Annotated in this window: 32 protein-coding genes and 1 tRNA gene; 26 read left to right on the plus strand and 7 right to left on the minus strand. The window is 69.0% G+C overall.

Annotated elements, in window-relative coordinates; genetic code table 11:
• Positions 1 to 436 precede the first annotated feature (436 nt).
• The 5 genes from NOCJ54_RS28700 to NOCJ54_RS0121300 all read right to left on the minus strand — a co-directional run bounded on the left by NOCJ54_RS28700 (position 437) and on the right by NOCJ54_RS0121300 (position 2806).
• The gene (locus NOCJ54_RS28700; RefSeq protein WP_051486247.1) at positions 437 to 1051 is read right to left on the minus strand and encodes a hypothetical protein; all 615 of its coding nucleotides are present in this window, start codon (positions 1049 to 1051) and stop codon (positions 437 to 439) included.
• A 52-nt stretch (positions 1052 to 1103) separates the two neighbouring features.
• Positions 1104 to 1766, minus strand: a complete 663-nt coding sequence (locus NOCJ54_RS28705; protein WP_198020299.1) for a Panacea domain-containing protein — start codon at positions 1764 to 1766, stop codon at positions 1104 to 1106.
• A 111-nt stretch (positions 1767 to 1877) separates the two neighbouring features.
• Complete coding sequence (locus NOCJ54_RS27515) at positions 1878 to 2105, minus strand: DUF3263 domain-containing protein (RefSeq protein WP_051486249.1); 228 nt, start codon at positions 2103 to 2105, stop codon at positions 1878 to 1880.
• Between the two features lie 32 nt (positions 2106 to 2137).
• Positions 2138 to 2593, minus strand: a complete 456-nt coding sequence (locus tag NOCJ54_RS0121295) for a hypothetical protein (RefSeq protein ID WP_157514996.1) — start codon at positions 2591 to 2593, stop codon at positions 2138 to 2140.
• A gap of 131 nt (positions 2594 to 2724) precedes the next feature.
• Positions 2725 to 2806: transfer RNA gene (locus tag NOCJ54_RS0121300), tRNA-Tyr, on the minus strand.
• A gap of 107 nt (positions 2807 to 2913) precedes the next feature.
• Here NOCJ54_RS0121300 and NOCJ54_RS0121305 point away from each other — a divergent pair.
• A complete protein-coding gene (locus NOCJ54_RS0121305) occupies positions 2914 to 3405 on the plus strand; it encodes a YajQ family cyclic di-GMP-binding protein (protein ID WP_028657090.1) in 492 nt (163 codons plus the stop codon).
• 17 nt (positions 3406 to 3422) lie between these two features.
• Here the strand turns inward: NOCJ54_RS0121305 and NOCJ54_RS0121310 are convergent, their stop codons facing one another.
• Positions 3423 to 4511 carry a tyrosine-type recombinase/integrase gene (locus NOCJ54_RS0121310; RefSeq protein ID WP_028657091.1) on the minus strand — a complete coding sequence of 363 codons (1089 nt, stop codon included), beginning with the start codon at positions 4509 to 4511 and terminating at the stop codon, positions 3423 to 3425.
• Positions 4504 to 5190 carry a helix-turn-helix transcriptional regulator gene (locus NOCJ54_RS0121315; RefSeq protein WP_084255577.1) on the minus strand — a complete coding sequence of 229 codons (687 nt, stop codon included), beginning with the start codon at positions 5188 to 5190 and terminating at the stop codon, positions 4504 to 4506. Before NOCJ54_RS0121315 ends, NOCJ54_RS0121310 begins: the two co-directional genes overlap by 8 nt.
• A gap of 107 nt (positions 5191 to 5297) precedes the next feature.
• On the opposite strand from NOCJ54_RS0121315, the gene NOCJ54_RS0121320 reads away from it, so the two are divergent.
• The 25 genes from NOCJ54_RS0121320 to NOCJ54_RS0121455 all read left to right on the plus strand — a co-directional run.
• Positions 5298 to 5543 (plus strand): helix-turn-helix transcriptional regulator, encoded by a 246-nt coding sequence (locus NOCJ54_RS0121320; RefSeq protein WP_028657093.1) that lies wholly within the window; start codon positions 5298 to 5300, stop codon positions 5541 to 5543.
• A 107-nt stretch (positions 5544 to 5650) separates the two neighbouring features.
• The gene (locus NOCJ54_RS29670) at positions 5651 to 5815 is read left to right on the plus strand and encodes a hypothetical protein (RefSeq protein WP_157514997.1); all 165 of its coding nucleotides are present in this window, start codon (positions 5651 to 5653) and stop codon (positions 5813 to 5815) included.
• On the plus strand, positions 5815 to 6165 hold the full coding sequence (locus NOCJ54_RS0121330; protein WP_028657094.1) for a hypothetical protein: 351 nt from the start codon (positions 5815 to 5817) through the stop codon (positions 6163 to 6165). The genes NOCJ54_RS29670 and NOCJ54_RS0121330 overlap by 1 nt, the downstream gene beginning before the upstream one ends.
• A 74-nt stretch (positions 6166 to 6239) precedes the next feature.
• Positions 6240 to 6983: a helix-turn-helix domain-containing protein gene (locus NOCJ54_RS0121335; protein ID WP_198020300.1), complete on the plus strand. Its 744-nt coding sequence runs from the start codon at positions 6240 to 6242 to the stop codon at positions 6981 to 6983.
• Positions 6980 to 7615, plus strand: coding sequence for a DUF7341 domain-containing protein (locus NOCJ54_RS0121340; RefSeq protein WP_028657096.1), 636 nt, complete (start codon positions 6980 to 6982; stop codon positions 7613 to 7615). Before NOCJ54_RS0121335 ends, NOCJ54_RS0121340 begins: the two co-directional genes overlap by 4 nt.
• Before the next feature lie 651 nt (positions 7616 to 8266).
• Positions 8267 to 9739, plus strand: coding sequence for a hypothetical protein (locus tag NOCJ54_RS0121350; RefSeq protein WP_028657098.1), 1473 nt, complete (start codon positions 8267 to 8269; stop codon positions 9737 to 9739).
• An 11-nt stretch (positions 9740 to 9750) separates the two neighbouring features.
• On the plus strand, positions 9751 to 9885 hold the full coding sequence (locus NOCJ54_RS30580) for a hypothetical protein (protein ID WP_269634588.1): 135 nt from the start codon (positions 9751 to 9753) through the stop codon (positions 9883 to 9885).
• Positions 9882 to 11006 carry a phage portal protein gene (locus tag NOCJ54_RS0121360; protein ID WP_028657099.1) on the plus strand — a complete coding sequence of 375 codons (1125 nt, stop codon included), beginning with the start codon at positions 9882 to 9884 and terminating at the stop codon, positions 11004 to 11006. Before NOCJ54_RS30580 ends, NOCJ54_RS0121360 begins: the two co-directional genes overlap by 4 nt.
• Positions 11003 to 11668: an HK97 family phage prohead protease gene (locus NOCJ54_RS27520; protein ID WP_051486250.1), complete on the plus strand. Its 666-nt coding sequence runs from the start codon at positions 11003 to 11005 to the stop codon at positions 11666 to 11668. The genes NOCJ54_RS0121360 and NOCJ54_RS27520 overlap by 4 nt, the downstream gene beginning before the upstream one ends.
• Before the next feature lie 132 nt (positions 11669 to 11800).
• Positions 11801 to 12991 carry a phage major capsid protein gene (locus tag NOCJ54_RS28710; protein WP_028657100.1) on the plus strand — a complete coding sequence of 397 codons (1191 nt, stop codon included), beginning with the start codon at positions 11801 to 11803 and terminating at the stop codon, positions 12989 to 12991.
• Between the two features lie 86 nt (positions 12992 to 13077).
• Positions 13078 to 13293, plus strand: a complete 216-nt coding sequence (locus NOCJ54_RS0121375; RefSeq protein ID WP_028657101.1) for a hypothetical protein — start codon at positions 13078 to 13080, stop codon at positions 13291 to 13293.
• Between the two features lie 3 nt (positions 13294 to 13296).
• Positions 13297 to 13821, plus strand: a complete 525-nt coding sequence (locus tag NOCJ54_RS0121380) for a phage gp6-like head-tail connector protein (RefSeq protein ID WP_028657102.1) — start codon at positions 13297 to 13299, stop codon at positions 13819 to 13821.
• On the plus strand, positions 13821 to 14291 hold the full coding sequence (locus tag NOCJ54_RS29675) for a hypothetical protein (RefSeq protein ID WP_028657103.1): 471 nt from the start codon (positions 13821 to 13823) through the stop codon (positions 14289 to 14291). The genes NOCJ54_RS0121380 and NOCJ54_RS29675 overlap by 1 nt, the downstream gene beginning before the upstream one ends.
• A 10-nt stretch (positions 14292 to 14301) precedes the next feature.
• A complete protein-coding gene (locus tag NOCJ54_RS0121390) occupies positions 14302 to 14610 on the plus strand; it encodes a hypothetical protein (protein WP_028657104.1) in 309 nt (102 codons plus the stop codon).
• 3 nt (positions 14611 to 14613) lie between these two features.
• Entirely contained in the window at positions 14614 to 15645 is a 1032-nt protein-coding gene (locus NOCJ54_RS0121395) for a phage tail tube protein (RefSeq protein ID WP_028657105.1), read from the plus strand.
• A gap of 88 nt (positions 15646 to 15733) precedes the next feature.
• On the plus strand, positions 15734 to 16198 hold the full coding sequence (locus NOCJ54_RS0121405) for a hypothetical protein (protein ID WP_028657106.1): 465 nt from the start codon (positions 15734 to 15736) through the stop codon (positions 16196 to 16198).
• Positions 16198 to 16569: a hypothetical protein gene (locus NOCJ54_RS0121410; RefSeq protein ID WP_028657107.1), complete on the plus strand. Its 372-nt coding sequence runs from the start codon at positions 16198 to 16200 to the stop codon at positions 16567 to 16569. Before NOCJ54_RS0121405 ends, NOCJ54_RS0121410 begins: the two co-directional genes overlap by 1 nt.
• A 175-nt stretch (positions 16570 to 16744) precedes the next feature.
• Positions 16745 to 18475, plus strand: coding sequence for a phage tail protein (locus NOCJ54_RS0121420; protein WP_028657108.1), 1731 nt, complete (start codon positions 16745 to 16747; stop codon positions 18473 to 18475).
• Positions 18475 to 20397 carry a LamG-like jellyroll fold domain-containing protein gene (locus NOCJ54_RS0121425; RefSeq protein ID WP_028657109.1) on the plus strand — a complete coding sequence of 641 codons (1923 nt, stop codon included), beginning with the start codon at positions 18475 to 18477 and terminating at the stop codon, positions 20395 to 20397. The genes NOCJ54_RS0121420 and NOCJ54_RS0121425 overlap by 1 nt, the downstream gene beginning before the upstream one ends.
• Positions 20398 to 20412: 15 nt before the next feature.
• A complete protein-coding gene (locus tag NOCJ54_RS28715; protein WP_051486251.1) occupies positions 20413 to 20901 on the plus strand; it encodes a hypothetical protein in 489 nt (162 codons plus the stop codon).
• Positions 20901 to 21164, plus strand: coding sequence for a hypothetical protein (locus NOCJ54_RS0121435; protein WP_157514998.1), 264 nt, complete (start codon positions 20901 to 20903; stop codon positions 21162 to 21164). Before NOCJ54_RS28715 ends, NOCJ54_RS0121435 begins: the two co-directional genes overlap by 1 nt.
• A gap of 129 nt (positions 21165 to 21293) precedes the next feature.
• Entirely contained in the window at positions 21294 to 22445 is a 1152-nt protein-coding gene (locus NOCJ54_RS28720) for a hypothetical protein (RefSeq protein WP_051486252.1), read from the plus strand.
• Positions 22442 to 22639 carry a holin gene (locus tag NOCJ54_RS29680; protein WP_051486253.1) on the plus strand — a complete coding sequence of 66 codons (198 nt, stop codon included), beginning with the start codon at positions 22442 to 22444 and terminating at the stop codon, positions 22637 to 22639. Before NOCJ54_RS28720 ends, NOCJ54_RS29680 begins: the two co-directional genes overlap by 4 nt.
• Positions 22640 to 22761: 122 nt before the next feature.
• On the plus strand, positions 22762 to 22923 hold the full coding sequence (locus NOCJ54_RS29685) for a hypothetical protein (protein ID WP_157514999.1): 162 nt from the start codon (positions 22762 to 22764) through the stop codon (positions 22921 to 22923).
• Positions 22920 to 23753, plus strand: an 834-nt coding sequence (locus tag NOCJ54_RS0121455) for a hypothetical protein (protein WP_028657111.1), incomplete at its 3' end; no start/stop codon positions are given. The genes NOCJ54_RS29685 and NOCJ54_RS0121455, both read left to right, overlap by 4 nt.

The raw sequence follows: 23753 nt of genomic DNA on the forward strand, positions 1-23753 counted from the left end.
CAGGTAGCACGTCTAGACATCACAGGTTGGTGCTTCTCATCGCGGGCAGCGGGGCGTACTGTCAACGGCCTCGGGAGGGACCCTCCGCCGGCGCCGCGGAGACGTGGCTGTCGCACTGTGGGACTGGCGACAGACACCCGATCGGGCGATGTGGGGTGGCCCGACTCAGGCGACGCCGACGGAGGGAGCTCGCACGGGAGACTAGCGCCGCGCCGTGCAGGCCGGGGTGTCAACAGCACGATTCCGCGCATTCCAGGCGCCCAGCCCGGGTGGCAGGATGAACAGCTGGCGGTTCGGGAGGAGGGCCCCTCCGCCACACGGACGGACCGATGTGGGACGCGGTCCGAACGCGAAACCCCGGGAGCGTGGGGCTCCCCCGGGACCGACGAAGGGGCCCACACTCAGTCTAGGGCCGTCGCAGGTACGGGTCAGCCGACTACCGCGGTGGTTGTCGATTCTGGAGGTACGCCTGCGTCGCGATCTTGGCACGGGCCGCCCTGACCAACGCGACGAAGGTCGCAGCCGTGAGCCGTCGCGGGTAGGAAGGCAGGTCGGCGCTGAGGAAGTCGCGGTCGTGAGTCACGCAGTAGCGCTCGCAGACCACGTCTCCGTCCGCCGATTGCTTGGCAGTTCCGTACACCACGCCGTCCTCGTGGGAGAGCGGAGGATTGCCGTCGGGGAAGATGTCGCCGACGGATCCGCCCGTTGACCGGCGAACGACGCCCCAGACGAGTTCATCGACCAATGTCTGAGCGTCGTCAGCGCTCCACCCCAGACCGCGATCCTCGGGGTAGAGCGCGGGGTCACAGGGCTGCTGCGCCTTGAATCTGACCAAGGCGTCGATGTGCGCCCCGGTCCACACGTGGAGAGGATGCTTGCCCGCGAACCGGCCGGTCGAGCAGGCCGCGATCGCTCTCAAACTGTCACAGCGGGGGTCTTCGTGCGGCACCGGCTCCGACGCGAGCGTCGCGGCGGACGCCTGCAGCTTTTGCCAGGTGAAGGGCGGGCCAATCAACTCGGCGACGTTCAAGTAGATGTTCACGTCGAACACGACGACGTGAGTCGTAACACCTGACAACGGTCTGCTCTAGCTCGCGCGAGGACTAGCAGTCGTCTGCGTCGCGCAGATCAACTCGAGTAGTGACGATGCCGTCGAACGAGAGTTCGGGCGGTAGCGCCTCCGCGTTCACCTTGATCTGGTCCAGCGGGATCGATGCCTGGAGTGTGGGATCGAGTTCACCGAGAAGCGCATCGATATCGAAGTCGTCATTCGCCACCCGGGGCGAGGCCACGAACACACCAGCGGCGGCCAGATCCTCCGCAGTGCGACCTCCCAGACGGCGGTGCTCGCGGTAGAAAGTCGCCATCGAGGCGCGGCTGATCGCCTTGTTGCTTCCGTGGTGAGCGGGCACGCCAGCGCGAGCCTCGCTCCACGGCGCTTCCTCGTGGGTTAGCGCGGAAAGCTGGTCGCCCGACATGCTGCCGTAGGCCGCACATACCAGCTCAACGATGCCCGCGGCCGTCTTCGTCAAGCGGACATCCGTCCGGCCCCGCGGGACCCGGCTGCTGAACGGCCTGCGCTCCCGCCACACTTCGTACACGACAGGACCGTTCTCCCAAGCTTGGCATTCCTCGTCGAACAGCGGGTGCCCAGTGATGGCGAGGTGCCACGCCTGGCTGTAGTAGAGAAGCTTCTGGAGTTGCATCGACGTCGGCGCCGATCCCAGCTGTTCGATGATGACGTCCGCGACGTCGTTCGCTCGCATGGCCATCACCTCGCTCCCGTACACGGCCTTAGCGTTCACCACCATCGTAGTCAAGCGCAGAAGGCCGCAGAAATCCCCAACACCCGCAGGATACGGGTGAGTGATCGCTGTTCACGCCGCCCGGACCCGTCGCCGAGCGTCCCGGATCCGCCGCAGCCGCTTCACCTCGACGGGGTACGCAGCCAGGGCGGCCGGCCGGTCGAGCAGCACGTTGACGTGGCGGGCGAACACCGGCATCGACCAGCCCAACTGGTGACGGACGTCGGACTCCCGCGCGCCGGCGTACCGGTAGGACGCGGCGGCGAGACGGATGGCCATGTGGTCGCGGACGGTCAGCACGGGAGCGGAAGGTACGGCGAGGGTCCGACACCTCACCCCTCGCGGTTCCCCAGACTGACGTAGCCCTCGACTCCGAAGACGTCGATCATGCACTCCTCGAGAGCCTCCCAGGACCTCTCGGGATCGTTGGCGATGAACGGTGGGGCGGAGTAGATGCACCACGCCTCGAGGGCGTCCACAGCCTCATCGACCTCGGGGAAGACCTTCGCCTCTCGGATGCCGTCGGCGGCGGCGGGCAGCTGCTCGCGGACGCAGGCGTCAAACCCGGCTGGCCGGGGCCCGTCCTTCTGGTAGAGGTCCACCCCGTCGTCGTCACCCAGGCTACTGGCGCACCACCCCTCCGCCCACGCCTTCTCCGCCTCGGTGTACGCCGCGGCCGGGTCGGGTGGCGGCGTGTCGTCGCCGGTGGGGCGCGTGAGGGCGACCAGGAGTGCGGCTGCCCCACCGACGAGGACGACGATCAAGGCGAGAGCGCGGGCGCGGACCATGCGGTCCACGGTACGCCGACGGTCCGCTGGTGTGGCGCTCGGATTCTGTAGCACGTGGGTAGCACTCGGCTCGAAAGCCAAACCGCCCCCGCCCTGCTGTCTGCGCAGGTCGGGGGCGGTTTTCTGTGCCGTGGCAGGTAGTGGATTCGAACCACTGTAGGCAATGCCGGCTGATTTACAGTCAGCTCCCTTTGGCCGCTCGGGCAACCTGCCGGGCTGTCGTCCGGCCCCCAGTGTTGGAAGCATCACGACGACGCGAAACAATAGCGCAGCAGCACCGTCCAGCCGAAAACCCCAACGCCCCGAAGGTGAACGAACCCATGGCCGACTCCTCCTTCGACATCGTCAGCAAGATCGACCGGCAGGAGGTCGACAACGCGCTCGGCCAGACTGCACGCGAGATCGCGACCCGGTTCGACTTCAAGGGCACGGGTGCCTCGATCGAGTGGAAGGGCGAGCACGCGATCGAGATCAGCGCGTCCGCCGACGACCGCGCGAACGCCGTGCTGAGCGTCTTCCAGGACAAGCTGATCAAGCGCAACCAGTCGCTGAAGATCCTCGACGCCTCCGAGCCGCGCCAGTCCGGCCAGGTGTCGAAGATCTCGATCACCCTCAAGGAGGGGATCAGCTCCGAGGACGCCAAGAAGATCTCCAAGCTCATCCGCGACGAGGGCCCCAAGGGCGTCAAGGCGCAGATCCAGGGCGACGAGCTGCGGGTGTCGTCGAAGAAGCGCGACGACCTCCAGGCCGTGATCGCGCTGGTCAAGTCGCAGGACTACGACTTCGCAGTGCAGTTCACCAACTACCGCTGACGCCGCAGGTCAGACGCTCAGTCGGTGCCCGTAGTCCGCACAGAGTCCGCAGGAACCCACAGAGACGCCGCCGCGGCCCGCGTCCGCTCCTCGGCCTTCGGCCACAGGTGCGAGTAGGTGTCGAGCGTGATCGTCGGCGACGAGTGCCCGAGCGCGTGCTGCACGGTCACGACATCGCAGCCGGCCGCGATCAGCCCGGAGGCGTAGAAGTGGCGCAAGTCGTGGAGCGTGAACGCCTCCATGCCCAGCGGCTCGCGCGTCTGGCGCCACAGGTGGCCGGCCGAGTTCCGGTTGAGCAGGACCCCGACTCCGAACAGCCAACCCTCCTCGCCCCAGACGCCGACCTCGCCGACGTGCCTGGACAGCAGCTCGATGAGCTCGTCTGCGACAGGGATGGTCCGCGCCGACCCCGCCTTGGGTGGCACCACCTTGGTGGTCGCTCGGGTCTGCCCCTGCACCTGCCGGCGGACTCGGATCTCCCGGCGCAGGAAGTCGACGTCACCGACCTGGAGCCCGGCCGCCTCGCCCAGCCGGAGGCCGGCGTAGGCGCACACCGCGACGAAGCCCACGAACGCCGGGTCGGGACACGTGTCGCGCGCCCTCGCCACCTGCTCGGCGGTCGGGATCATCATCGTGACCTCGACCTTGGCAACCTTCGGCAGCGCGACCCCCTCGGAGGGCGCCTCCCGGATCACCTTGTCCCGAACCGCGGCCCGGAAGGCCATGTGGACGTAGTTGTAGCGCATCTTCGTAGTGGTCGGGGCGAGCGTCGAGCTCATCTGCTTCACCCACGCCTCGACGTGCGAGCGGAGGATCTTCCGCATCGGCAACGCCCCGAAGGTCACCGACGCCGCGGCCTGCTGTGCTGCCTCGAAGGTCCCGTCGGCCCACACCTGTCGACCGGACCAGTCGGCGAACCAGTCGGCGAAGGTGATCTTGCCGTGGCGGGGGTCGATCCAGTCGCCGCGCACCAGACCGGCCGTCTCGTCGTCGAGCCAGCGCTGCGCGTCGAGCTTGCGGTCGAAGTGGCGGGCGTGCTCCCTGCCGCTCTCGTCGCGGTAACGCGCTCGCCAGCGGCCGTTCTCGCGCTTCTGGATGCTAGCCATCGGACTCGCCCGCGAAGGTCCGCGCGAGGTCGGCAAGAGACATCCTGCTGACCGATTTCGGAATGCTCGACCCATGCTTCTCTAGCAGGTCTCGGACGCGCTTCTCGGCTGGCGACTGGAAGTCCTCTTCGATCGCAGCTTCTTCTTCAGCCTCGTCAACCGGCAGTTCGCCCAGTTCCCTGAGTGCCTGCGCGTAGGACTCAGCCTCCTTGTAGAACTGATCCGTGATGGCGTCAGTGCGCTCGAGCCCACGTTTGATGAGCTCAAGGCCGCAGTAGATCCCCGTGGGCGCCTCCATCCCCAAGGCATCGTCGAACCCAGTCTCGACGATGGCTTCGAGGATCTCGATCTCAGTCAGGAACTCTTTCATCACGCGATCGACAATGTTTGTCGGCAGCCCCGCCCAGATCGCCCTACGAGCCGCGTTCCGGCGGATCGCCTCGCGGTCCCAGGTCATCTCCTCAACCCGTTTCTCGAGGATTTCCGCCATCGCGAAAGCCTCGTCGAGCCGGACCGACCGGCTGCCCTCTTCGATCCGCTGAATCGTCTGCTGGTGAAACGGGAACCCCCGCTCTTTCATTCTTCGGGCTAGGTCCGTCTGCGTCCAGCCACGAGACTCCCGTTCCCGGCGCACGGAGGCCGCGAAGACCTCTTCTCGTGAGTAATCACTAGCACTCATGACGTGACGATACAACGAAATGTTGGCGGTTGCCTACATGGTGGTTGCGGATTCTCCATGGGCATGGCAACCTACATGGTGTTGACCACGATCATCAGGAGGTTGTTATGACAGCCGCTGGATTTCCCTCGTCGGCTGCCGCGGCATGCCGGGCAGACCGCATCCTGCACATCAAGGAGGTCTCCGAGATGACCTCGATCCCGGAGAACACCCTCAGGTATTACCACCAGCTCTCCAAGGCCGATCCGCCCCAGTACGTAGGGCCCCGCGCAGTGAAGATCGGAAAACGGCTCTGCTGGAAAGAGTCTCAGGTGCTGGCCTGGCTCGACGAGGTCTTCGCGGAGGCCCAGTGAGCGCCCCGCGCGCTCACCCCACCAACGCACGCGGCGAGGGATTCATCCCGCCAAGAACGACATCCCTCGCCGCGCACTGAACACGATCACCCGAGAAGGGCAACCGCATGACCAAGGGTTTCACAGGCGCCGACCCGACCGCGAACGCGGCCGTCGGCAGGAACAAGATCGACGCCGAGACGATCCGCCGAAAGGCACAACTGCGGGACGAGGCCGACGCCGCCCGCAACGAGCGGCTCCGTCGCCTCCGCGAGCAGAAGGAGGCCAGCTGATGGACCTCTCCCTCACCACGACCGACAGCCTGACCGACACCACCACCGCGACCAAGACCGAGATTAAGCCCGAGACCAAGGCGGCCGACCCGGCGCCCCTCGAGACCGAGCTGACCTACCTCGTCGACTTCATCCTCGACAGGACGCAAGCGCCGTCGCTAGGGCGCCACGTCGCCGCCCACATCGAGGAGGTGGCCGCGGATCACGCACCCTGGTCTCGCGATTGCCGCTGGGGCGGCGGCCACATGTACGACGACCTGCCCTGCGGGGAGTACGAGCGCGCCCTGTCGCTGGGGATCGCGTGGATGAAGGACTACGTCCTCACCCTCGAGGACCGGCTCAAGGTCTGATGCCCCCTCGCCCCCGGCCCGACACCCGCGTCCGGGTCGGGGGCGCCGTACCCCTCGCCAAGGAGGTCACCCGCGTGGCGAGACGCAGCAAGCTCGACTGGATGAAGGATCTCCGCGGCGCCGACCTGACGCCGGCGGAGTTCAAGGTGCTGGTCATCCTCGCGACCTACACCGACAAGAACATGCTCAACGCCCACCCGGGCACGAAGCGACTCGTCGAGGACACCGGCCTAGCGCGATCGACCGTGATCGCGGCGCTCGGCGTGCTCCAGGAGCGCGGCTGGATCCGAATGACCGAGCAGGGTGGCAACCAGTTCGGGAAGGGCATCGCGAACGTCTACTCGATTCATACGCCGACCCGTTTGCACAAGGGTCCGATCCAATCCGACGTTATCCACAAGGAGACCGATGATCGGACCCTTAAGGGTCCGACAGGACTATCCCTTGTGGCTAGTGAAGGGTCCGATTCACAGGCCAAGGGTCCGATGATCGGACACCAAGGGTCCGATTCACAGGCCGTGAAGGGTCTTGTGAATCGGACCCCATCAGGTCATGCATCAGGGCCGCGATCAGGTCCATCCATCCATCATTCCGCTGGAAGCCCAGCGGGGGCACGCCCGGCCGGCGCACCCCGCCCAGCGGACCCCTGGCAGTACGACGACGACGGCTGCCTCACCGAGGACAGCTACGACCACCTCATCGACACCCTCGACCCCCTCGACGACACCGAGCTCAACACGATCGACGGGATGCTCGCCGACGGCCGCCACCCCCAAGCCGTCATCAACACCATCACCAAGCGAAGGGCCAGCGCATGACCAACCGCCCCGCCATCACCGACATGGTCGCCCAGCTGACCCGACCCCACCACCACGCCGAGCCCTACACCTACGAAGCCGGCGGCACCTCCTACACCCAACGCCACCTCGTCCACGCCCCCGCACTCCTCGACCAACTCCAGCACGCCACACCCCTCACCGGCAGCGACCACACCCGCAGCGGCTACACCTCCCGCCCAGCCGCCTCCATCGAGGCACTCGACACCTGGGCCCGCATCGACATCGAAGCCGCCCGCTGGGTACGCGACCTCGGCGAAGACGACCCCGGCGACACCAAGCACTGCGTCCGCTACCTCGGCAGCCTCCTGCCCTCCACCGAGACCTGCGGCAGCAACCCACGCCCGGACTGCTGCGCCCGCCACGCCATCGAGCGCGACATCCGCCGCTGGTGGACCCAAGCCCGCATCGTCTCCGGCTGGGACACCGCAGCCTGGAAGCCCAACAACACCTGCCCACTCTGCGCCACCCGCGGCAGCCTGCGCATCCGCATCGACGGCGCCAACGACGTCAGCGCCATGTGCATCGAATGCCGCGAGACCTGGGACATCGAGAACATCCCGCTCCTCGCCGAGCACATCAAGATCGAGAACCACGAGGAGGACGCGGCCTGACTCACGACGCGCCACGCCGACACCAGCCTTGCAACCGTCGGACCAGCACGGCACACTAGGTCACACGGGAGAAGTGTCTCCCGACCCAGACGCCCCGAGAGCCAACAGGCCCGGGGCGTTCGCCGTTCCCGGGGGTAGCCCATATGCCTGACCCCAGGTACGCCACCCCCGAGTACCGGGCGGCGTACAAGGCAGCACGGCAAGCACAAGCCCGAGGGCAGTGGCTCGAGTGCCACCAGCCCGCCTGCCTCATGGACGACCGGACCATCGCGCCCGACCAGCCCGTCGACATCGCCCACGACGACAGCGGCACCGTGATCCTCGGGCCCGCGCATCGCTACTGCAACCGAGCCGACGGCGGGCGTAGGCGCCACCTCCTCGCCGCGACAACGAGCAGCGTGAGGCGCCGCGTTCTTTGAGCGCGGGGGCCGAATGACCCCAGCAGTCGATCGTTTTTTTCGGAGTCGGAGTTCCCGGGGGTCGTGGTCGTGACTGAGCCTGATCGTGCCGCTCGCCTGGCCGTGGATCGCGACCTTCTCGAAGCGGCGATGAGCGAGGCCGAGCCGCGCGAGTTGCCGGCGCTGATCCGCGAGCACCGGATGGTCCTGGCTGAGATCGACGCGCTCGCCAAGCCGAAGGAGGGGTCGACTCGTGACCAGCTCGCGGCGCGCCGTGCGGCGCGGCAAGCAGGAGCCTCGGGTCCTGCTTCGTCCGAGGTTCGATAGCGAGGACGACGCGCGCGACGCGGTCGACCTGATCGCCTCGTGCGGCCAGGAGCTCGACCCGTTCCAGGTCACGCTGACCCTGATCACGCTGGCCTCGATCGGTGGCGAGTTGTCGGCCTCCGAGGTCGGTGCGCTCATCGCCCGGCAGAACGGCAAGGGCGGCTGGCTGGAAGCCATCGCGATCTGGTCGCTGTTCGAGACCTACCTCTACGGCGAGGAACGCCTGCCGGGTCGCAAGAACACGACACTGTGGACCGCGCACGAGCTCAAGACCTCCGATGAGGCGTGGGCGCGGGTCAAGTCGCTGATCGAGGCCAACCCGGACCTCAAGGCCGAGGTCGTCACCTGGAACGGCGGCCTGACGGGCACGCACATCATCGAGCTGCGCGACGGCTCCCGCCTGATCTTTCTGGCCCGCTCGAAGTCGTCGGGTCGCGGCTTCTCGCCCCGGCGGATCATCTTCGACGAGGCTCAGGAGCTTTCGGCGTTGGCGTTCCGGGCGATGATGTACGCCACCTCGGCGCAGGGCGCCCGCCGCCAGTTGATCTTCGCCGGGACGGTGCCCTCGGACGAGAACGACTCGGCGATCTTCACCGGCGTCCGCGATCGCGGCAGGTCCGGCAAGGTTGCTCGGCTCGCGTGGGCGGAGTGGACGCCCGAGGGCAGCGACAACCCCCGCACGCCACCCGATCCTGAGGACTGGGCGGTCCGAGCAGCGGCGAACCCGGCGCTCGGGACGCGCATCTTGGCCTCCACGATCGATGACGAGTGGGAGGCGGCTCAGGCCGACCTCGAAGGCTTCATGCGGGAGCGGCTCTCGGTGTGGCCGTCCTCGGACGCCCTCGCGGCCGACGTCCTGCCCGGCTGGCCCGACTGTTTCCTCGACGCCGAGCCGCCGCCGCTGTCAGCGATCGGCATCGCTGTCTCGCTGAATGCCAAGTGGGCCTCGATCGCGTCGGCCGACCTGTGGCCCGACGGCGACCGGGTCAACCTGTCGGCGGTCGATCGTCGTCGTGGTACCGCGTGGATCGTCACAGAAGCGAAGAGGATCAAGGACCAGTACGGGTGTTCGGTCGCGATCGACGAGAAGTGCCCGGATGCCACGTTGATCCCCGCCCTGCGTGAGGCGGGCGTGAACCCGACCGTGATGTCCCTGGATGACTACATCGAGGCGTGGTCGGACCTGGTCAACCGGGCTCGTGACAAGACCGTGACCCACCAGGCCACAACCGAGCTCGACCTCGCGATCTCCGTCGCGGGCCTGCGCAGCGTCGGCGACGGCCGGCGAGTGCCCGGCCGGGTGAAGTCGAAGGGCGACATCGACATGCTCGAGGCCGCGGTCTGCGCTATGCGCGAGGCCCTACTGAACAGCTACGACCCCTTGGAATCGATCGGGTGAGGAGGGCTCCCATGAAGGTGACCGACGCGCTCGACCTGATCGGCATCGCATCGCTGGCGACGTTCGCCGGGCTGGTGTGGCCGCCGCTGTGCCTGCTGGTGTTCGGCGCTGCAGCGCTCGTGGCTTCCTGGAGGCTCGCGCGATGAGTCTGCTGTTCGGCAAGCGCAGCGAGGAACGCTCCGCCTGGTGGTCGTCGATCCCGACCGTCGGCGGCTCGGTCACCGAGGACTCCGCACCACGGCTGGCGCCGCTGTTCGCCGCGCATCGTCACATCGTCGACTACATCGCGACGCTGCCCGTGGACACCTTCCGCAAGGACGGGACCGTGCGGACCGCGGTGGCTCGGCCACAGCTGCTGCAGGACCCGGACAGCCCGGGTGGCCCGGGGATCGTGTCGTGGCTCGGGCAGGCCGCCTACGGGCTGGCCAACGGCAACGCGGTCGGCTGGATCGTCTCGACCGACGGCTACGGCTACCCCACGCGTGTGCAGTGGCTGCACTGGTCGAAGTGGTCCTACGACGAGCACTCCGGTCAGTGGTACGTCGGCGGCCAGCCGGTGGGGTCGTCCAACCTGATCCACATCCCGTGGATCGTGCCGCCGGGCAAGACGCTTGGCCTGTCGCCGATCGAGCACTATGCGACCACGATCCGTGCGGGTCTGTCGGCGCAGGAGTACGCCGACCTGAAGCGCGGTGGGGGTCTCCCGCCGGCGCAGGTGAAGAACAACCAGAAGACGCTGGATCCGAAGCAGTCGGAGGCCATCAAGAACCGGGTGGTCGCATCCTTCGCGAAGGGCGAGCCGTTCGTCACCGGCTCCGACTGGGACCTGACGGCCATCACGATCCCGCCCAACCAGGCGCAGTTCGTCGAGACGTTGAAGATGTCGGCCAACCAGATCGCCGCGGCGTTCGGGATCGACCCGACCGAGGTCGGCGGGCAGGCCGCGAACAGCCTCACCTACTCGACCGAGGAGCTGCGGCAGATCAACCGGGCAGCCAACATGCGCCCCTACATCGTCCGGCTGGAGGAAGGGCTGTCGCGCTACCTGCCCCAGCGCCAGTTCATCAAGCTCAACGTGGACGCGAACATGCGCGTCGACATCAAGACCCGCACCGAGGTCACAGGCCAGAAGATCCGCGACGGCCGGATGTCGGTGAATGAGGCCCGCAGCCTCGAGGACCAGTCGCCCGTCCCTGGCGGCGACTTCTACAACGTGCCGGCACCGAAGGCGGAGCCGACCAACCGCAACGAAGGAGCAGCACCATGACCGACGCAGAGCGGCGGTTCACGTCGGTCCGGGTGGAAGTCCGGGCCGGTGAGAGCGACAAGCAGACCATCGGCGGCTATGCCGCGAAGTTCGACAGGCCGAGCCAGAACCTGGGCGGCTTCCGTGAGCGCATCGACATCCGGGCGTTCAACAAGTCCCGCGGCGACGGCTGGCAGGGCGTCGTGGCGCGCTACAACCACGACGACAACATGCTGCTCGGCACGACTGGCGCCGGGACCCTGCGCCTCGGTGTCGACGAGGTCGGCCTGACCTACGACATCGACATGCCCCAGGCTCGCGCGGACGTCTACGAGCTCGTCTCGCGTGGCGACGTGCGCCAGTCCTCGTTCGCGTTCATCGCCTTCGAGGAGGACTGGGGCACCGACGACTCCGGCTTCCCGCTACGCACCCTGCTGTCGGTGCGCCTGCTCGACGTGGCGCCGGTCAACACCCCGGCCTATGAGGACACCTCGGTCGGCCTCCGGTCGCTGGCCAAGAAGTTCGACGCCCCGCTGGAGGAGGTCCGCAAGCTGGCTGAGGCCAACGAGCTGACCCGCTTCTTCAAGCGCACCGACAACGCCGGCCCCGCGCCGGCCGCCCGCAACTCCGCGCAGGCGGCGCTCGCCAAGGCGCTGCAGCTCGACCCGAGCATCCGTCTCTGAACCACCTCCGATCCCTCCGCTGAGCAGTCCGGGCAGGTCCCCCCACCCGGTCAGCGGCACCACGCAACACCCCTCCGGCAGGGCGACCCCCACCGGGACGACATCACCACTTCGTTCCCCAAGGAGGAACCCATGTCCAGCATCGCTGACCAGCTGATGGAGCGCCGCGCCGCTCTCATCAACAAGGCCCAGGAGATCGCACAGCGCGGCGTGACCGAGGGTCGCAACCTGACCGTCGAGGAGCAGACCTCCTTCGACGAGATGATCGCCGAGGCCGAGACGATCCACGCCCGCGCCAAGGCGATCCACGACGGCGAGCAGCGTGGCCGCGAGCTCGAGGAGTCGTTCCGCACGGCCGGCGCCGGCGGCGGCGGGTCCTCGGAGGCCCGCGACGGCGCGTTCGGCAAGTGGGCCCGCGAGGCTCGCGCCGGCGACTCCTACGACGTCGCCATCGAGTCCCGCGACATGTCGGGCACCGGTGGCCTCGGCAAGTCCGCCGTCTCCTCCACCCTGTGGGAGTACGCCGTCGCTGCGTCGGAGATCCTCGGCTACGCCCAGCTCATCACCACCGCCGACGGCAACACCATCCCGATGCCGAAGGCCACGGTCCACGCCGACCTCGACGGCGCCGACCTGGCGCCGAACGACCCGATCGTCGAGTCGGACTCGACGCTCACCACGGTCGACCTCGCCGTGACCAAGCGCGGCTTCAAGACCGAGGTCCCCAACGAGCTCCTGCAGGACGCCACGTTCGACGTCGAGGGCTACATCGCCCGCAACGCCGGGCGCCGGCTCGGCCAGAACGTCGCCGCCGCCGCGGAGGCCGCTGCGATCGCCGGGTTCACCACGGCCGGCGTCACCACCCCCGCGGGCGTGCTCACCAACCTGGGGACGCAGTCGACGGCCGGGCAGGGCTCGGACCTCCTCGTCGACCTGTTCCACTCGGTGCTCGCCCCGTACCGAGCCTCGTCCAACTGCGCCTTCGGCATGTCGGACCTGGCCGCGGCCGTGGTCCGCAAGCTGAAGACCTCCACGGGCGAGCCGGTGTGGCAGCCCTCCCTCGTGGCGGGCGACCCGGACCTCGTCCTCGGCAAGCCGGTGTTCATCGGCACCACCTTCGACTCGTTCGCCGCGTCGAAGAAGCCGATCTACTTCGGCGACTGGTCCGCGCTCGTGGTCCGGATCGCCGGCGGCCTGCGCTTCGAGCGCTCGGCCGAGGCCGGGTTCGGCAACGACCAGACCGTGTTCCGGGCGATCGTCCGGCGCGGCGCCGTCGCCCTCGACCCGAACGCCGTCAAGCACCTCGCAACCCCGGCGTCCTGATCCGGTCGCCCTCCCACCCCCATGGCCCACCGGGGTGGGAGGGCGCTCCGAACCAGGACGACCCATCGAGCACAGGAGAACCCGCGATGCGCGTGAAGATCATCGAGCGTCCGACCGGCTACGTCCGCATCGGCGACGGCAACCTCGGCCCCTGGCCCGAGGTTGGCGAGGTCGTCGACCTGCCCGACATCGTGGCCGAGGGCATGATCGCCACGGGCCAGGTGGAGAAGCTCGCCGAGCCCAAGGTCGAGAAGCGGCCCGCCTCGCGCAAGGGCGCCGAGACCCGCAAGGCCAAGGACTGACCCGTGTCCGTGCTCACGGCGGAGCAGGCGAAGTCACACCTGAACATCACCGCGGACGTCGATGCCCAGCTGCAGGTCTTCATCGACGCCGCCGAGGCCGCAATCGTCGCCAAGTGCGGCCCGCTCGCTCCGACCGAGGTGACCGAACGCGCCACCGCTCGCGACGGCATGCTGACCCTCGCCACGCCGCCGGCGATCTCCCTGACCTCCCTCACGCCCGCGTCGGGCGGAACCGCGCTCGCCGCGGACATCCTGAGCCTCGACAGACCCTCTGGCGTCGTCTACGGAGTACCCGACGGCACCTACGTCGTCGTCTACCAGGCTGGCCGGGCGGCGGTGCCCGCCGACCTGTTGATGGGCGTCAAGGAGCTCGTGCGGCACCTGTGGGACACCCAGCGCGGCCCCTCGCGCCGGCCCGGTGCCACCACTTCGGAGATCACCGCGAACACGATCCCCGGCGCGGCCTACATGATGCCGTTCCGGGTCGCCGAGCTGATCGCACCGCACATGCAGCCGGGCTTCGCCTGATGGCCACCTCGACCCTCTTCGCGCTCGTCGACACCCTCGTCGCCGAGCTCTCGACGGCGCTTCCCAGCGTGCAGGTGTACGACGGGTTCGGGATCTCCGAGGACGCCAGTGACTTCCTGATGGTCGGTGTCGAGGACCCGAACGGCTCCGAGGCGACCTCGGCCGACGTCGCCCAGGAGTGGCACGGCCTGGGCGCGAAGTCTCGCCTCGAGGCCGGCACCATCACCTGCGCCGCCCTCGCGTGGCGCGGCAACCCCGGCGACGCCGGCCAAGGCGAGGCGCGTGCCGCCGCGGCCGCGATCGTCGCCGCGGTCGAGTCCCACCTGCGGGCCGACCCGAACCTCGGCGGCCTCGTGCCCGGCCTGATGTGGGTCGGGTTCGGCACCCGGCTACGGCTCGTGCAGGACCAGACCGACGCCGGCCCCTACGCGCTGGTCGTGTTCGACATCGCGTTCAAGTCCAAGATCTGAGGAGACCCCGATGGCCCGAGTCCGCAACGTCACCGGCGACACGCTCTCGCTGTTCCGTACCGACGCCCCGCCCGTCGCCCCGGGCGACGAGGTGACCGTCCGCGACGAGAACTTCGTCGACCGTGCGTGGCCGAAGTCCACGTGGGAGCTCGTCGAGCCGCCGGCGCTCGAGGGCTACGTCGATGCCTCCACCGACGAGGCGCACCTGTGGGCCGAGCCCGAGGCACTGCCCGACCTGCCGGAGTCTGCCTACGCCGAGGACGCGACCCCGCTCCCGGCCCCCGAGCCCAAGCGCGCCCGCGCGAAGAAGGAGAGCTGAGCCATGACCACTGGAACCGGCCTCGACGGCCAGCTCGGCTACAAGCTGGAGAACCCCGTCGGCACCGAGGCGACCGTCGACAAGTTCCTCGAGTTCAACTCCGAGGGCTTCGAGTTCGACCCGTCGTACATCGAGCCCGAGGGCCTGCGCGCCGGCGTGAAGTTCAAGCGCGGCTCCCGCCTCGTCCAGTCCCGCAAGCAGGTCTCCGGCTCGATCGAGCTGAACTACGCCACCCGCCTGATGGGCGGGCTGTGGAAGCTCGCGCTCGGATCGACCGTCACCACCCCGACCCTGGTGCTCGGCTCGGCGTACAAGCAGGTCCACCAGACCGGCGACCTGCTCGGCAAGTCGGCCACCTTCCAGGTCGGGCGCCCCGAGCCGGTCTCGCCGTACACCGTGCGCGCCCACACCATCCGTGGCTGCAAGTGCACCGGCTGGGAGTTCTCCGTCGGCGACAACGAGGTCGCCAAGCTCAAGCTCGACCTCGACGGCTGGGACGAGTCGACCGCCACGGCACTGGCCACCGCGTCCTACGTGGCGGCCGAGGAGTTCAACTTCAGCCAGTGCACCGCGCTGAAGCTGGGCGTGACGATCGCCGGCACCAGCGAGCTCACCGCCTCCGGCGGCAACGCCGTGACCGCGGTCGTCAACAAGCTGACGCTGAAGGGCGACAACGCGCTGGCCACCGAGCGCTACGGCCTCGGCAACGCGGGACTGAAGAAGGAGCAGCTCGAGAACGGGATCCCCACGATCACCGGCACCTTCGAGGCTGAGTACTCCAAGACCGAGTTCTACGACCCGTTCAAGGCCGGCACCGCGACCTCGCTGCAGATCCTCTTCGAGGGCTCGGTGATCTCCGGGACCGACAAGAACACCCTCGAGTTCATCGCCCCCGAGATCCGCATCAAGAAGGCGACCCCGACCGTCACCGGCCCGGACATCGTCAAGGCGACCGTCGAGTTCGAGGTCTACTCCAACGGCACCCTGAACCCGTTCCAGGTCAAGGTCGTCTCCGCCGACAGCGTGGCCATTTAGTGGCCCTCCTGATCGGTGCCGCGCAGATCGCGGGGATCGTCGTCCTCGCCGGCGCGTGTCTGGCTGTGGCGACCTTCATCGATCTCTGATGGCTGACATCGAGATCCGCGGCGCCGAGGACATCGACGCGCTCGTCAAGGCCATCCGCACCCACGCCGACGCCAAGGCGCTGCGCAAGGAGCTGTACGCCGGCCTGAACCGGGCAACCAAGGACGTCCGCGGCCAGCTCGTCGAAGTCATCCCGGCCGCGCTGCCCAACCGCGGCGGGCTGGCCGAGCTGATGAAGTCGAGGACGACGTCGCGCACCACAGCGAAGGCGGGCAAGTGGGCCGGCGTCTCACTCCGGTTCCAGTCCCGCGGCCACGACATCCGCACCCTGACCGGCAAGCGGCTCCGACACCCCGTGTTCGGCAACCGCAACGCGTGGGTCGACCAGACCGAAGGTGTCGAGCCCTCGATCTTCATGGCGAAGTTCGAGGAGCAGACACCCGCCCTGCAGGACGCCGTCTTGCAGGTGCTCAACGACATCGCACAGAAGGTGGCGAACAGCTGATGGCGCAGCGCATCAAGATCATCTACACCCCCGAGGGCGGGTCACGACGAGACTGGATCGTCGACCTGCAGAACCCGTCCTGGGACCTCACCTACGCCACCGAGAAGGCCACCGACTGGCCCTGGGGCGAGTTCACCGAGCGGCTGGGCAACCAGTCCGCGATCGCGACCCGGGCACTGCTGTGGGTGCTGCGCAAGCGCGACGAGCCGCGGCTCACCCTCGAGGCAGTGGTCCCGGACTGGGACGAGCTCGACTTCGAAGCCGAGTGTCCCCGCTGCGGGGAGTGGGTCGTTGACGACGGCCACGCCTGCGCCCCCACCGAGGCTCCCGAGACGGACGAGCCCGCCGAGGCGAGCCCGGGGGAAGCCTGACGCTCGTCCAGGAGGTCGAAGCCTACGGCCCCCTGTTCGAGCACCTCCTCGGCCTCAAGCCGTGGGACCTCGAGCGGATGACGACCCTGCAGGTCGAGGCCCGCCTCGAGTGGATCAAGGACCACCAGCGCCAGATCCGGCGCGCCAACGACGAAGCGCGGGAGGTGTCTGACTGATGGCTACCGCCTCCATCATCTTCGACCTGATCGGCCGCGACCGGGCCTCGGGGCCGATCGACAAGGTGGGCGACTCCGCGGACAAGTCCGGCGGCAAGATGGCCAAGTTCGGCAAGATGGCCAAGGTCGCCGCCCTCGGCCTCGCCGCCGGAGCCGGCGCCGCCGCGGTCGGGATGTTCAAGCTCGCCCAGGGCGCGGCCGAGGACGCAGCCGGACAGGCGCGGCTCGCCAAGGCGCTGCAGAACAGCACCGGCGCCACCAAGGCGCAGGTCGCCGGCGTCGAGGACTGGATCTCCAAGCAGGGCCTCGCGCTCGGTGTCGCCGACGACCAGCTCCGGCCCGCGCTGGAGAAGCTGGCGGTCGCCACGGGCGATGTCGGCAAGGCGCAGAAGCTCGCCTCGCTCGCCATGGACATCTCCGCCGGCACCGGCATGTCGCTGGAGATGGTCTCCAAGGCGCTGGCCAAGGCGCAGAACGGCCAGGTGTCCGGGCTGACCCGCCTCGGGATCTCGACGAAGGACGCCGAGGGTAAGACGATCTCCTTCCGCGAGTCGATGAAGCGCCTCGCCGACGCGCACAAGGGTCAGGCCGCGACCGCGGCGGGCACCCTGCAGGGCAAGATGGATCGGCTCAAGCTGGTCCTCGCCGAGACCGGGGAGACCATCGGCGCCACCGTGCTGCCGATCGCGACCAAGCTCGCCGACTGGTTCCTGCGCAAGGGCGTGCCCGCGATCTCCGCGTTCGGCGACTACCTCGGCACCATGCTCCCGCCGATCTTCGAGCGCGTCAAGGCTGTCGTGTCGACCGTGCTCGGCGCGCTGCGCGGCGACGTGTCGAAGAACATGGGCGGGATCCGCGAGATCTTCCGCAACGTCGTGTCGATCATCCAGTCGCTGTGGGGCGCCTTCGGCGGCACCCTCGTCCAGTTCCTGCGCTCGACCTTCCAGAACCTCAAGACGATCCTGTCCGGCGCGTTCACCGTGATCCGCGGGATCTTCAAGACCGTCTCCGCGCTCCTGAAGGGCGACTGGAAGGGCGTGTGGAACGGGATCAAGCTGATCCTGCGCGGCGCCGTGACGCTCCTGACCGGTGTGGTCCGGCAGCTGTGGGCGGCCCTCAAGGGCGCGTTCAAGCTCGGCGGGACCGCACTGAAGGCCGTATTCAAGGCCGCATGGGAAGGGATCAAGTCGCTGGCCCGGAGCGCGGCCTCCAGCCTGGTCGAGGGCATCCGGGGAATCCCGGCGAAGATCCTCGGCCTGCACAGATCCTTCGCCAGCGCCGGCAAGAACCTCCTGCAGGCATTCCTCAACGGCATGAAGAACGCCGGCGGGTTCATCGCCGGCATCGCCAGCAACGTCTGGGAAGCCGTCAAGAAGCTGCTGAACAGCGGCATCGACAAGATCAACTCCGCCCTCGAGTTCACCATCAAGGGCCCCGGCCCTCTGCCCGACGTGCACGTCAACCCGCCGAACATCCCCCACCTCGCGAAGGGCGGCATCGTCAACCGCCCCACGTTGGCGCTCATCGGTGAGGCCGGGCCTGAGGCCGTCGTACCGCTGCGTGGCCGGAACGCCCCGCAGGTCGTGGCTTCTGGCGGTGGAGGCGTCACGGTTCACGTGCATGGCTTCGTCGGCTCCGAGCGACAGCTCGCCAAGGAGCTCGAGCGCGTCCTCGTCGTCGGGCAGCGCTCGACCGGGCGGGCCTACCAGTTCTCGGCAGCCGGTGCCTGATGCCTGTCCCGAACGTCGCCTACCGCGTCGAGATCGCATGGGACTCGACATGGCTCACCCCCGCGGCCTCACGCGTGTGGACCGACGTGTCGAACTACGTCGAGCTGCAGGACGGGATCAGCATCGGCTACGGCCGCTCCGATGAGGTGTCGACCGCCGACGCCAACACGCTGACGCTGACCCTCGACAACTCCGACGGCCGGTTCACCCACGGCAACACCGCGTCGCCGTACTACCCGAACGTGAAGATCGGGAAGCCGATCCGAGTCACGGCGCTGGTGGGCGGGACGGAGTACATCCGCTTCGTCGGCCTCGTCGACGAGTGGCCGGTCGCATGGCCGGGCGGATCGGCGTCGTTCGCGACCGCCACGATCACCGCCTCGTCGAGGCTGTCGCGCCTCGGCATCGGGACGCCGATCCTGTCCAAGGTCGACGAAGTCCACCTCGGCCTCGCACCCGAGCACTACTGGCGGCTTACCGAGGCCACCGGCCCCAGCCTCGGGAGCGACGCCGGCAGCGACCCCGCCGCCATGGTCGCCACGCTCGGATCCCCTGCCTTCGGCGTCGGCTCCGACGGCGAGCCCACGTTCGACCTCGACGGCCGCCCCGGCGTCCACCTGATCGGGCAAGGCAACGGCAACGCCGAACGCGAGCCCACCATCGCCGCCGACCTGCCCACGCCGATCACCATCGGCCCCGGCGCGCCTGGCGGCGTCACGCTGTCGCTGTTCGTTCGGGTCACCAACCCCAACGACCCGAACGTGTTCACCTACGGCCGGCTCGCGAGCCTCGTTGACCGCACCACCTGGTCGGGCGCCATCACCGACCGCGAGGTCGAGATCGACCTCCTCGGCGGCGGCTACAACGACGGCACCGGAAGCACCTACGGCGCCGGGTGGCCGGCCGACCCGGCGGTCGACGGCGCGATCCACCACATGGCAGTCACCGTGTCCTGCGACGGCGCCAACCTCACCGCGACCGGCTACTTCGACGGTGCCAGCGCCGGGGCACAGACCGAGCCGGCCGTCACGCTCACCCTGAACCGGCTGCGGATCGCCGCGCCCGCCTACTCCGCGCTCGTCGGCCGCGTCGCCGTGTGGGACCGCGTCCTGTCTGCCGCGGAGATCGGCGACCTCGCAGGCTCCGGCCTGAACGGCCTCGCGGGCGACACGACCGACGAGCGGCTCGCTCGGTACGCCGCCTGGGCTCGCATCCCGGCCGCCGAGGTCGTCACCACCCCGAGCGCGATCACGCTCGGCGGGCTGACCGCGGACTCCGGGCAGGTCGAGGACCTGATGCGTTCCGTCGAGACCACCGAGGCCGGCGTCTTGTACGACGACCGCGAAGGGTTCCTCGTTCTCGCACCCCGCAACGCCCGCTACCACTCCCCCATCGCGCTCACCGTCGCGTTCACCGACGACCTCGTGGCCAACTACGAGCCCAAGGTCGACCGGCAGGGACTGGCCAACGTCGGCACCGGGAAGGGCCCCAACGGCGACGAGGTCACCTACGACGACCCGACATCCCGCGAGGACTACGGCGACGCCGGGTACTCCGTCGAGACGTCCGCCCTCGACCCGGACGAGCCGCTGCAGCTGATCGCGTGGCAGGTCAACAAGTACGCCGACCCCCTGCCTCGGGTGCCGGCCCCCGTCCTGTCGGTCATCGACTTCCTGAACACGATCAACCTCGGCGCGCTCCTCTCCCTCGACGTCGGCTCGAAGGTGCGACTCACCAACGCCCCAGCCCAGGCGCCCAGCGCCACCGCGGCCGACTACTTCGTCGAGGGCTACTCCGAGGAGATGGCACCCGGCGAGTGGCGCATCTCGCCGAACCTGACCCCGGTCACGCTCGAGGACGACGTGCTCGTCCTGAACAGCGGTACCGACGGCCTGCTCGACACCAACGTCCTCGCCCTGTAGATCGGAGCCGCGCACATGGCATGGAACACCCCCTCGACGTGGACCGCCGGGTCGGTGCTCACCGCCGCCCAGCTCAACGCCCAGCTCCGCGACAACATGAAGGCCATCGGAGACCCGTGGACCCCCTACACGCCGTCGTGGACGGCCATCACGACGAACCCGACCATCGGGAACGGCACACTGACCGGCGCCTACATGCAGGCCGGACAGCTCGTCCACTTCCGGATCGCGCTCACGATCGGGTCGACCACGAACACCGGGTCCGGGGGCTACGCCTTCTCCTTGCCCGTCGCGACCGCACTGCCGTCGACGTCGTGCATGGGCGGCGGGGGCGTGTGCTTCGACACCTCAGCGGCGGCGCGGCGGTTCCGGTTCCTCTACGTGACCGACGCATCGCGGATCCGGCTGATGGACGCCGACGGCGCGATCGTCGCGACCAACGTCCCGTTCACCTGGGCGACCGGCGACACCCTGCACATCGCCGGCTCCTACGAGGCTGCCTGATGTCGGCGCCAGTTCCCGACGGGTCGGTGATCATCCCGCCGGCACAGGTCTACGAGAAGGTTGTCACGCTGACCGAGGTCGTCACCAAGCTCGTCGCCGCCGACGAGGCCGAGGCAAACGACCGCGCCGAGCTCCGCGCCCGGGTGGGTGAGCTCGAGAAGGACGTCTCGGCGATCAAGCAGAAGCTCTGGTTCGTCGCCGGGATCTGCTCCGCCGCCGGCGGCGGCCTCGGGTCCGCGCTCGCGTCCGCGCTGGCCGGGTGACCCCGTGGCGGCCGAGCCCGGGCCGCCCATCCCGCGCGACGCACCGTGCCCGTTCTGCGCGCACTCCCACCGCTGGCTCGACTGCGATGACTGCCCGTGCTCGCGCCACGACCGACCAGGAGACACCGAATGAGCTACTTCCTCGCGCCGTCCCTCGTCGCCCTGCGCGACGAGGTCAACGCCCGCTGGCCGAAGCGCGACAAGGCGTCCGACGGCTGGATCGGCGACACCTCCCACGCCGCCCGGAAGTCGTCCCACAACCCGCTCTGGTCAGCCCCCGGCAAGTGGTCCGGCGTCGTGCGTGCGATCGACGTCGACAACAACGGCAAGCCCGGCGAGGAGACCGCGCTGGTCAAGGCGCTGCTCGAGGCCACCATCGGCGACCACCGCGTCTGGTACGTGATCTGGAACGGGCACATCTGGTCGCGCACCTACGGCTGGGCGAAGCGCCGCTACTACGGCTCCAATCCGCACGACAAGCACGTGCATGTGTCGATCGAGGAGAACGCCGACGCATGGGCCGACACGACCCGCTGGCTCGACGACCCCAAGGAGATCCGCCCCGGCCCGGCGAACATGACACTGCGCCTCGCCGTGACCAACATCCCGCGCAAGGTCGGCGAGAAGAACTGGCGCACGTGCTTCGAGCTCATGGCCGACCGCGCCGACATCTTCGGCGCCAACGAGATCGGGTCGGCCAAGGCGAAGGCCGTCATGCTCAAGCTGACCCGCGACCACAAGCTGCGCCAGTACGGCACCCGCGGCGGCCCGAACCCGATCTTCTACAACCCGCGGCTCTACCGCCGCCGCTCGGCGCGCCACATCCGCCTGCACGGCGCCGGTACAGGTGCGCGCGCCCGCCGCTACCCCGGGTTCAACGACGCGCGGTACCTGACCGAGCTCGTGCTCCGACCCCGCTCGGGCGGCCCCGACGTCGCCGTGCTCAACACCCACCTCGTGCCGAACGGCGCCAAGGTGCCTGTGCTCTGGCGCCGGGCCGTGCGCAAGGCGTCGCTGATCGAGATCCGCAGCATCGTGCGCGAGCACCGCAAGGCCGGCCGGATCGTCGTGCTGCTGGGCGACACCAACCTCAAGCGGCCCTTCTTCGTCGTGCGCGGCTGGCGCTGGCTGCGCGGCACCGGCATCGACAAGCTCGGCGTGCTCACCACCGACGACCGCCAGATCACCAAGGCCGAGGCGTCGACCTACCCCGCCCCGACCGACCACAAGCGCGGCGTGCGCGCCCGCGTCACGTTCACCCGACGGAAGGCACTGCGATGAAGACCTACGCCCGCGATCTCCTCGACCGCGCCGCCAAGACCGCGGCACAGGCGGCCGTACTCACCCTGGGCGCCGACCAGGTCAACGCCCTCGACGCCGACTGGCGCCTTGTCGGCGGCATGGCCGCAGGCGGCTTCATCCTGTCCGCGCTGACCACCATCGGCCAGCGCGGCATCTTCGGGCGCAGCGAGTAGTCGTGCGTCCGTCGCGTTTCTGCGTGTGCCGACACCCCTGGTGCTGGCTCGACGCCCTCTTCGAGTGCCGCGTCAGGTTGATCTGCAACCGGCACGATCGACACATGCTGAGCGATTGACCCATGAATCCCTGGTCGGTCGCGCTCGAGGTCCCCGCCCTGCTCGTCGGGCCCCTCGTCTGCCGCGTCACCGGCCGCCACCGCTGGTACACCTGGCGCCACCACGCCGCCCCCACCCAGCGCGTCTGCCTGCGCTGCGGCAGCACCGAGAAGGAGAACCGATGACCACGTCCCACGCGCTCACCGGGAACGTCAAGACGATCATCGGCACGGGCGCCAGCGCGATCACCGCCGCGATCTCGACCAACCTCGGAGACGTCGCCCTCGTCGACCTCGACGGGCAGGCCGTCCACCTCCCCGGCCGCACCCCCGTCACGGTCGCCAACGACGGCACCTTCACCGTGACCCTGATCGCCACCGACTCCTCCGGCATCAACGTCCTCGACGGCACCCTGCGCTACACCCTCCACGTCGCCTACCGCGACGCCCAGGGCAAGCGCCGCGACTGGAACAGCGGCCCCTTCGAGCTCACCGCCGACACCGACCTCTCCCACGTCGCGGGCACCGGCGTCGCAGTCGACGTCGACCAGTCGGCCGCGCTGGTCGGCTCGCTCGTCTCGCAGGCCGTCGCGCCGGTCACCACTGCCGTCGACGACCTCGCCGCCGACACCCTGCCCGACGCCGACGGCTGGCCCCTCTACCTCTACGGCGCGTCGTACTCGGTGGTCAACCAGACCGCTGGCCCGTTCTTCACCCCGGGCGAGCACTACGCCCAGCTGCTCGCCGCGAAGGCCGCCGCCGGCGCCGTCACCTCCTACGGCGTCAACGGCCGCCGCGCCCTCGACGTCGCCCTCACCCTCCTCAACGGCGAGGCGATGTCCGGCATCACCGGCATCATCGCCGCCGGCAAGTGGCCCGGCACCCCCGCGCGCTCCGGGCTCGTCGTCCACGACGCCCTCGGCAACGACGTCATGAACCAGGCCGCGATGAACGCCGCGTCGATCACCGTCGCCGCCATCGCCGGCAGCGCGTACCTCGACTACCTCAAGCAGCAC

Origin of the sequence: Nocardioides sp. J54 (genome assembly GCF_000519005.1) — a bacterium.
Lineage (GTDB): Bacteria > Actinomycetota > Actinomycetes > Propionibacteriales > Nocardioidaceae > Nocardioides.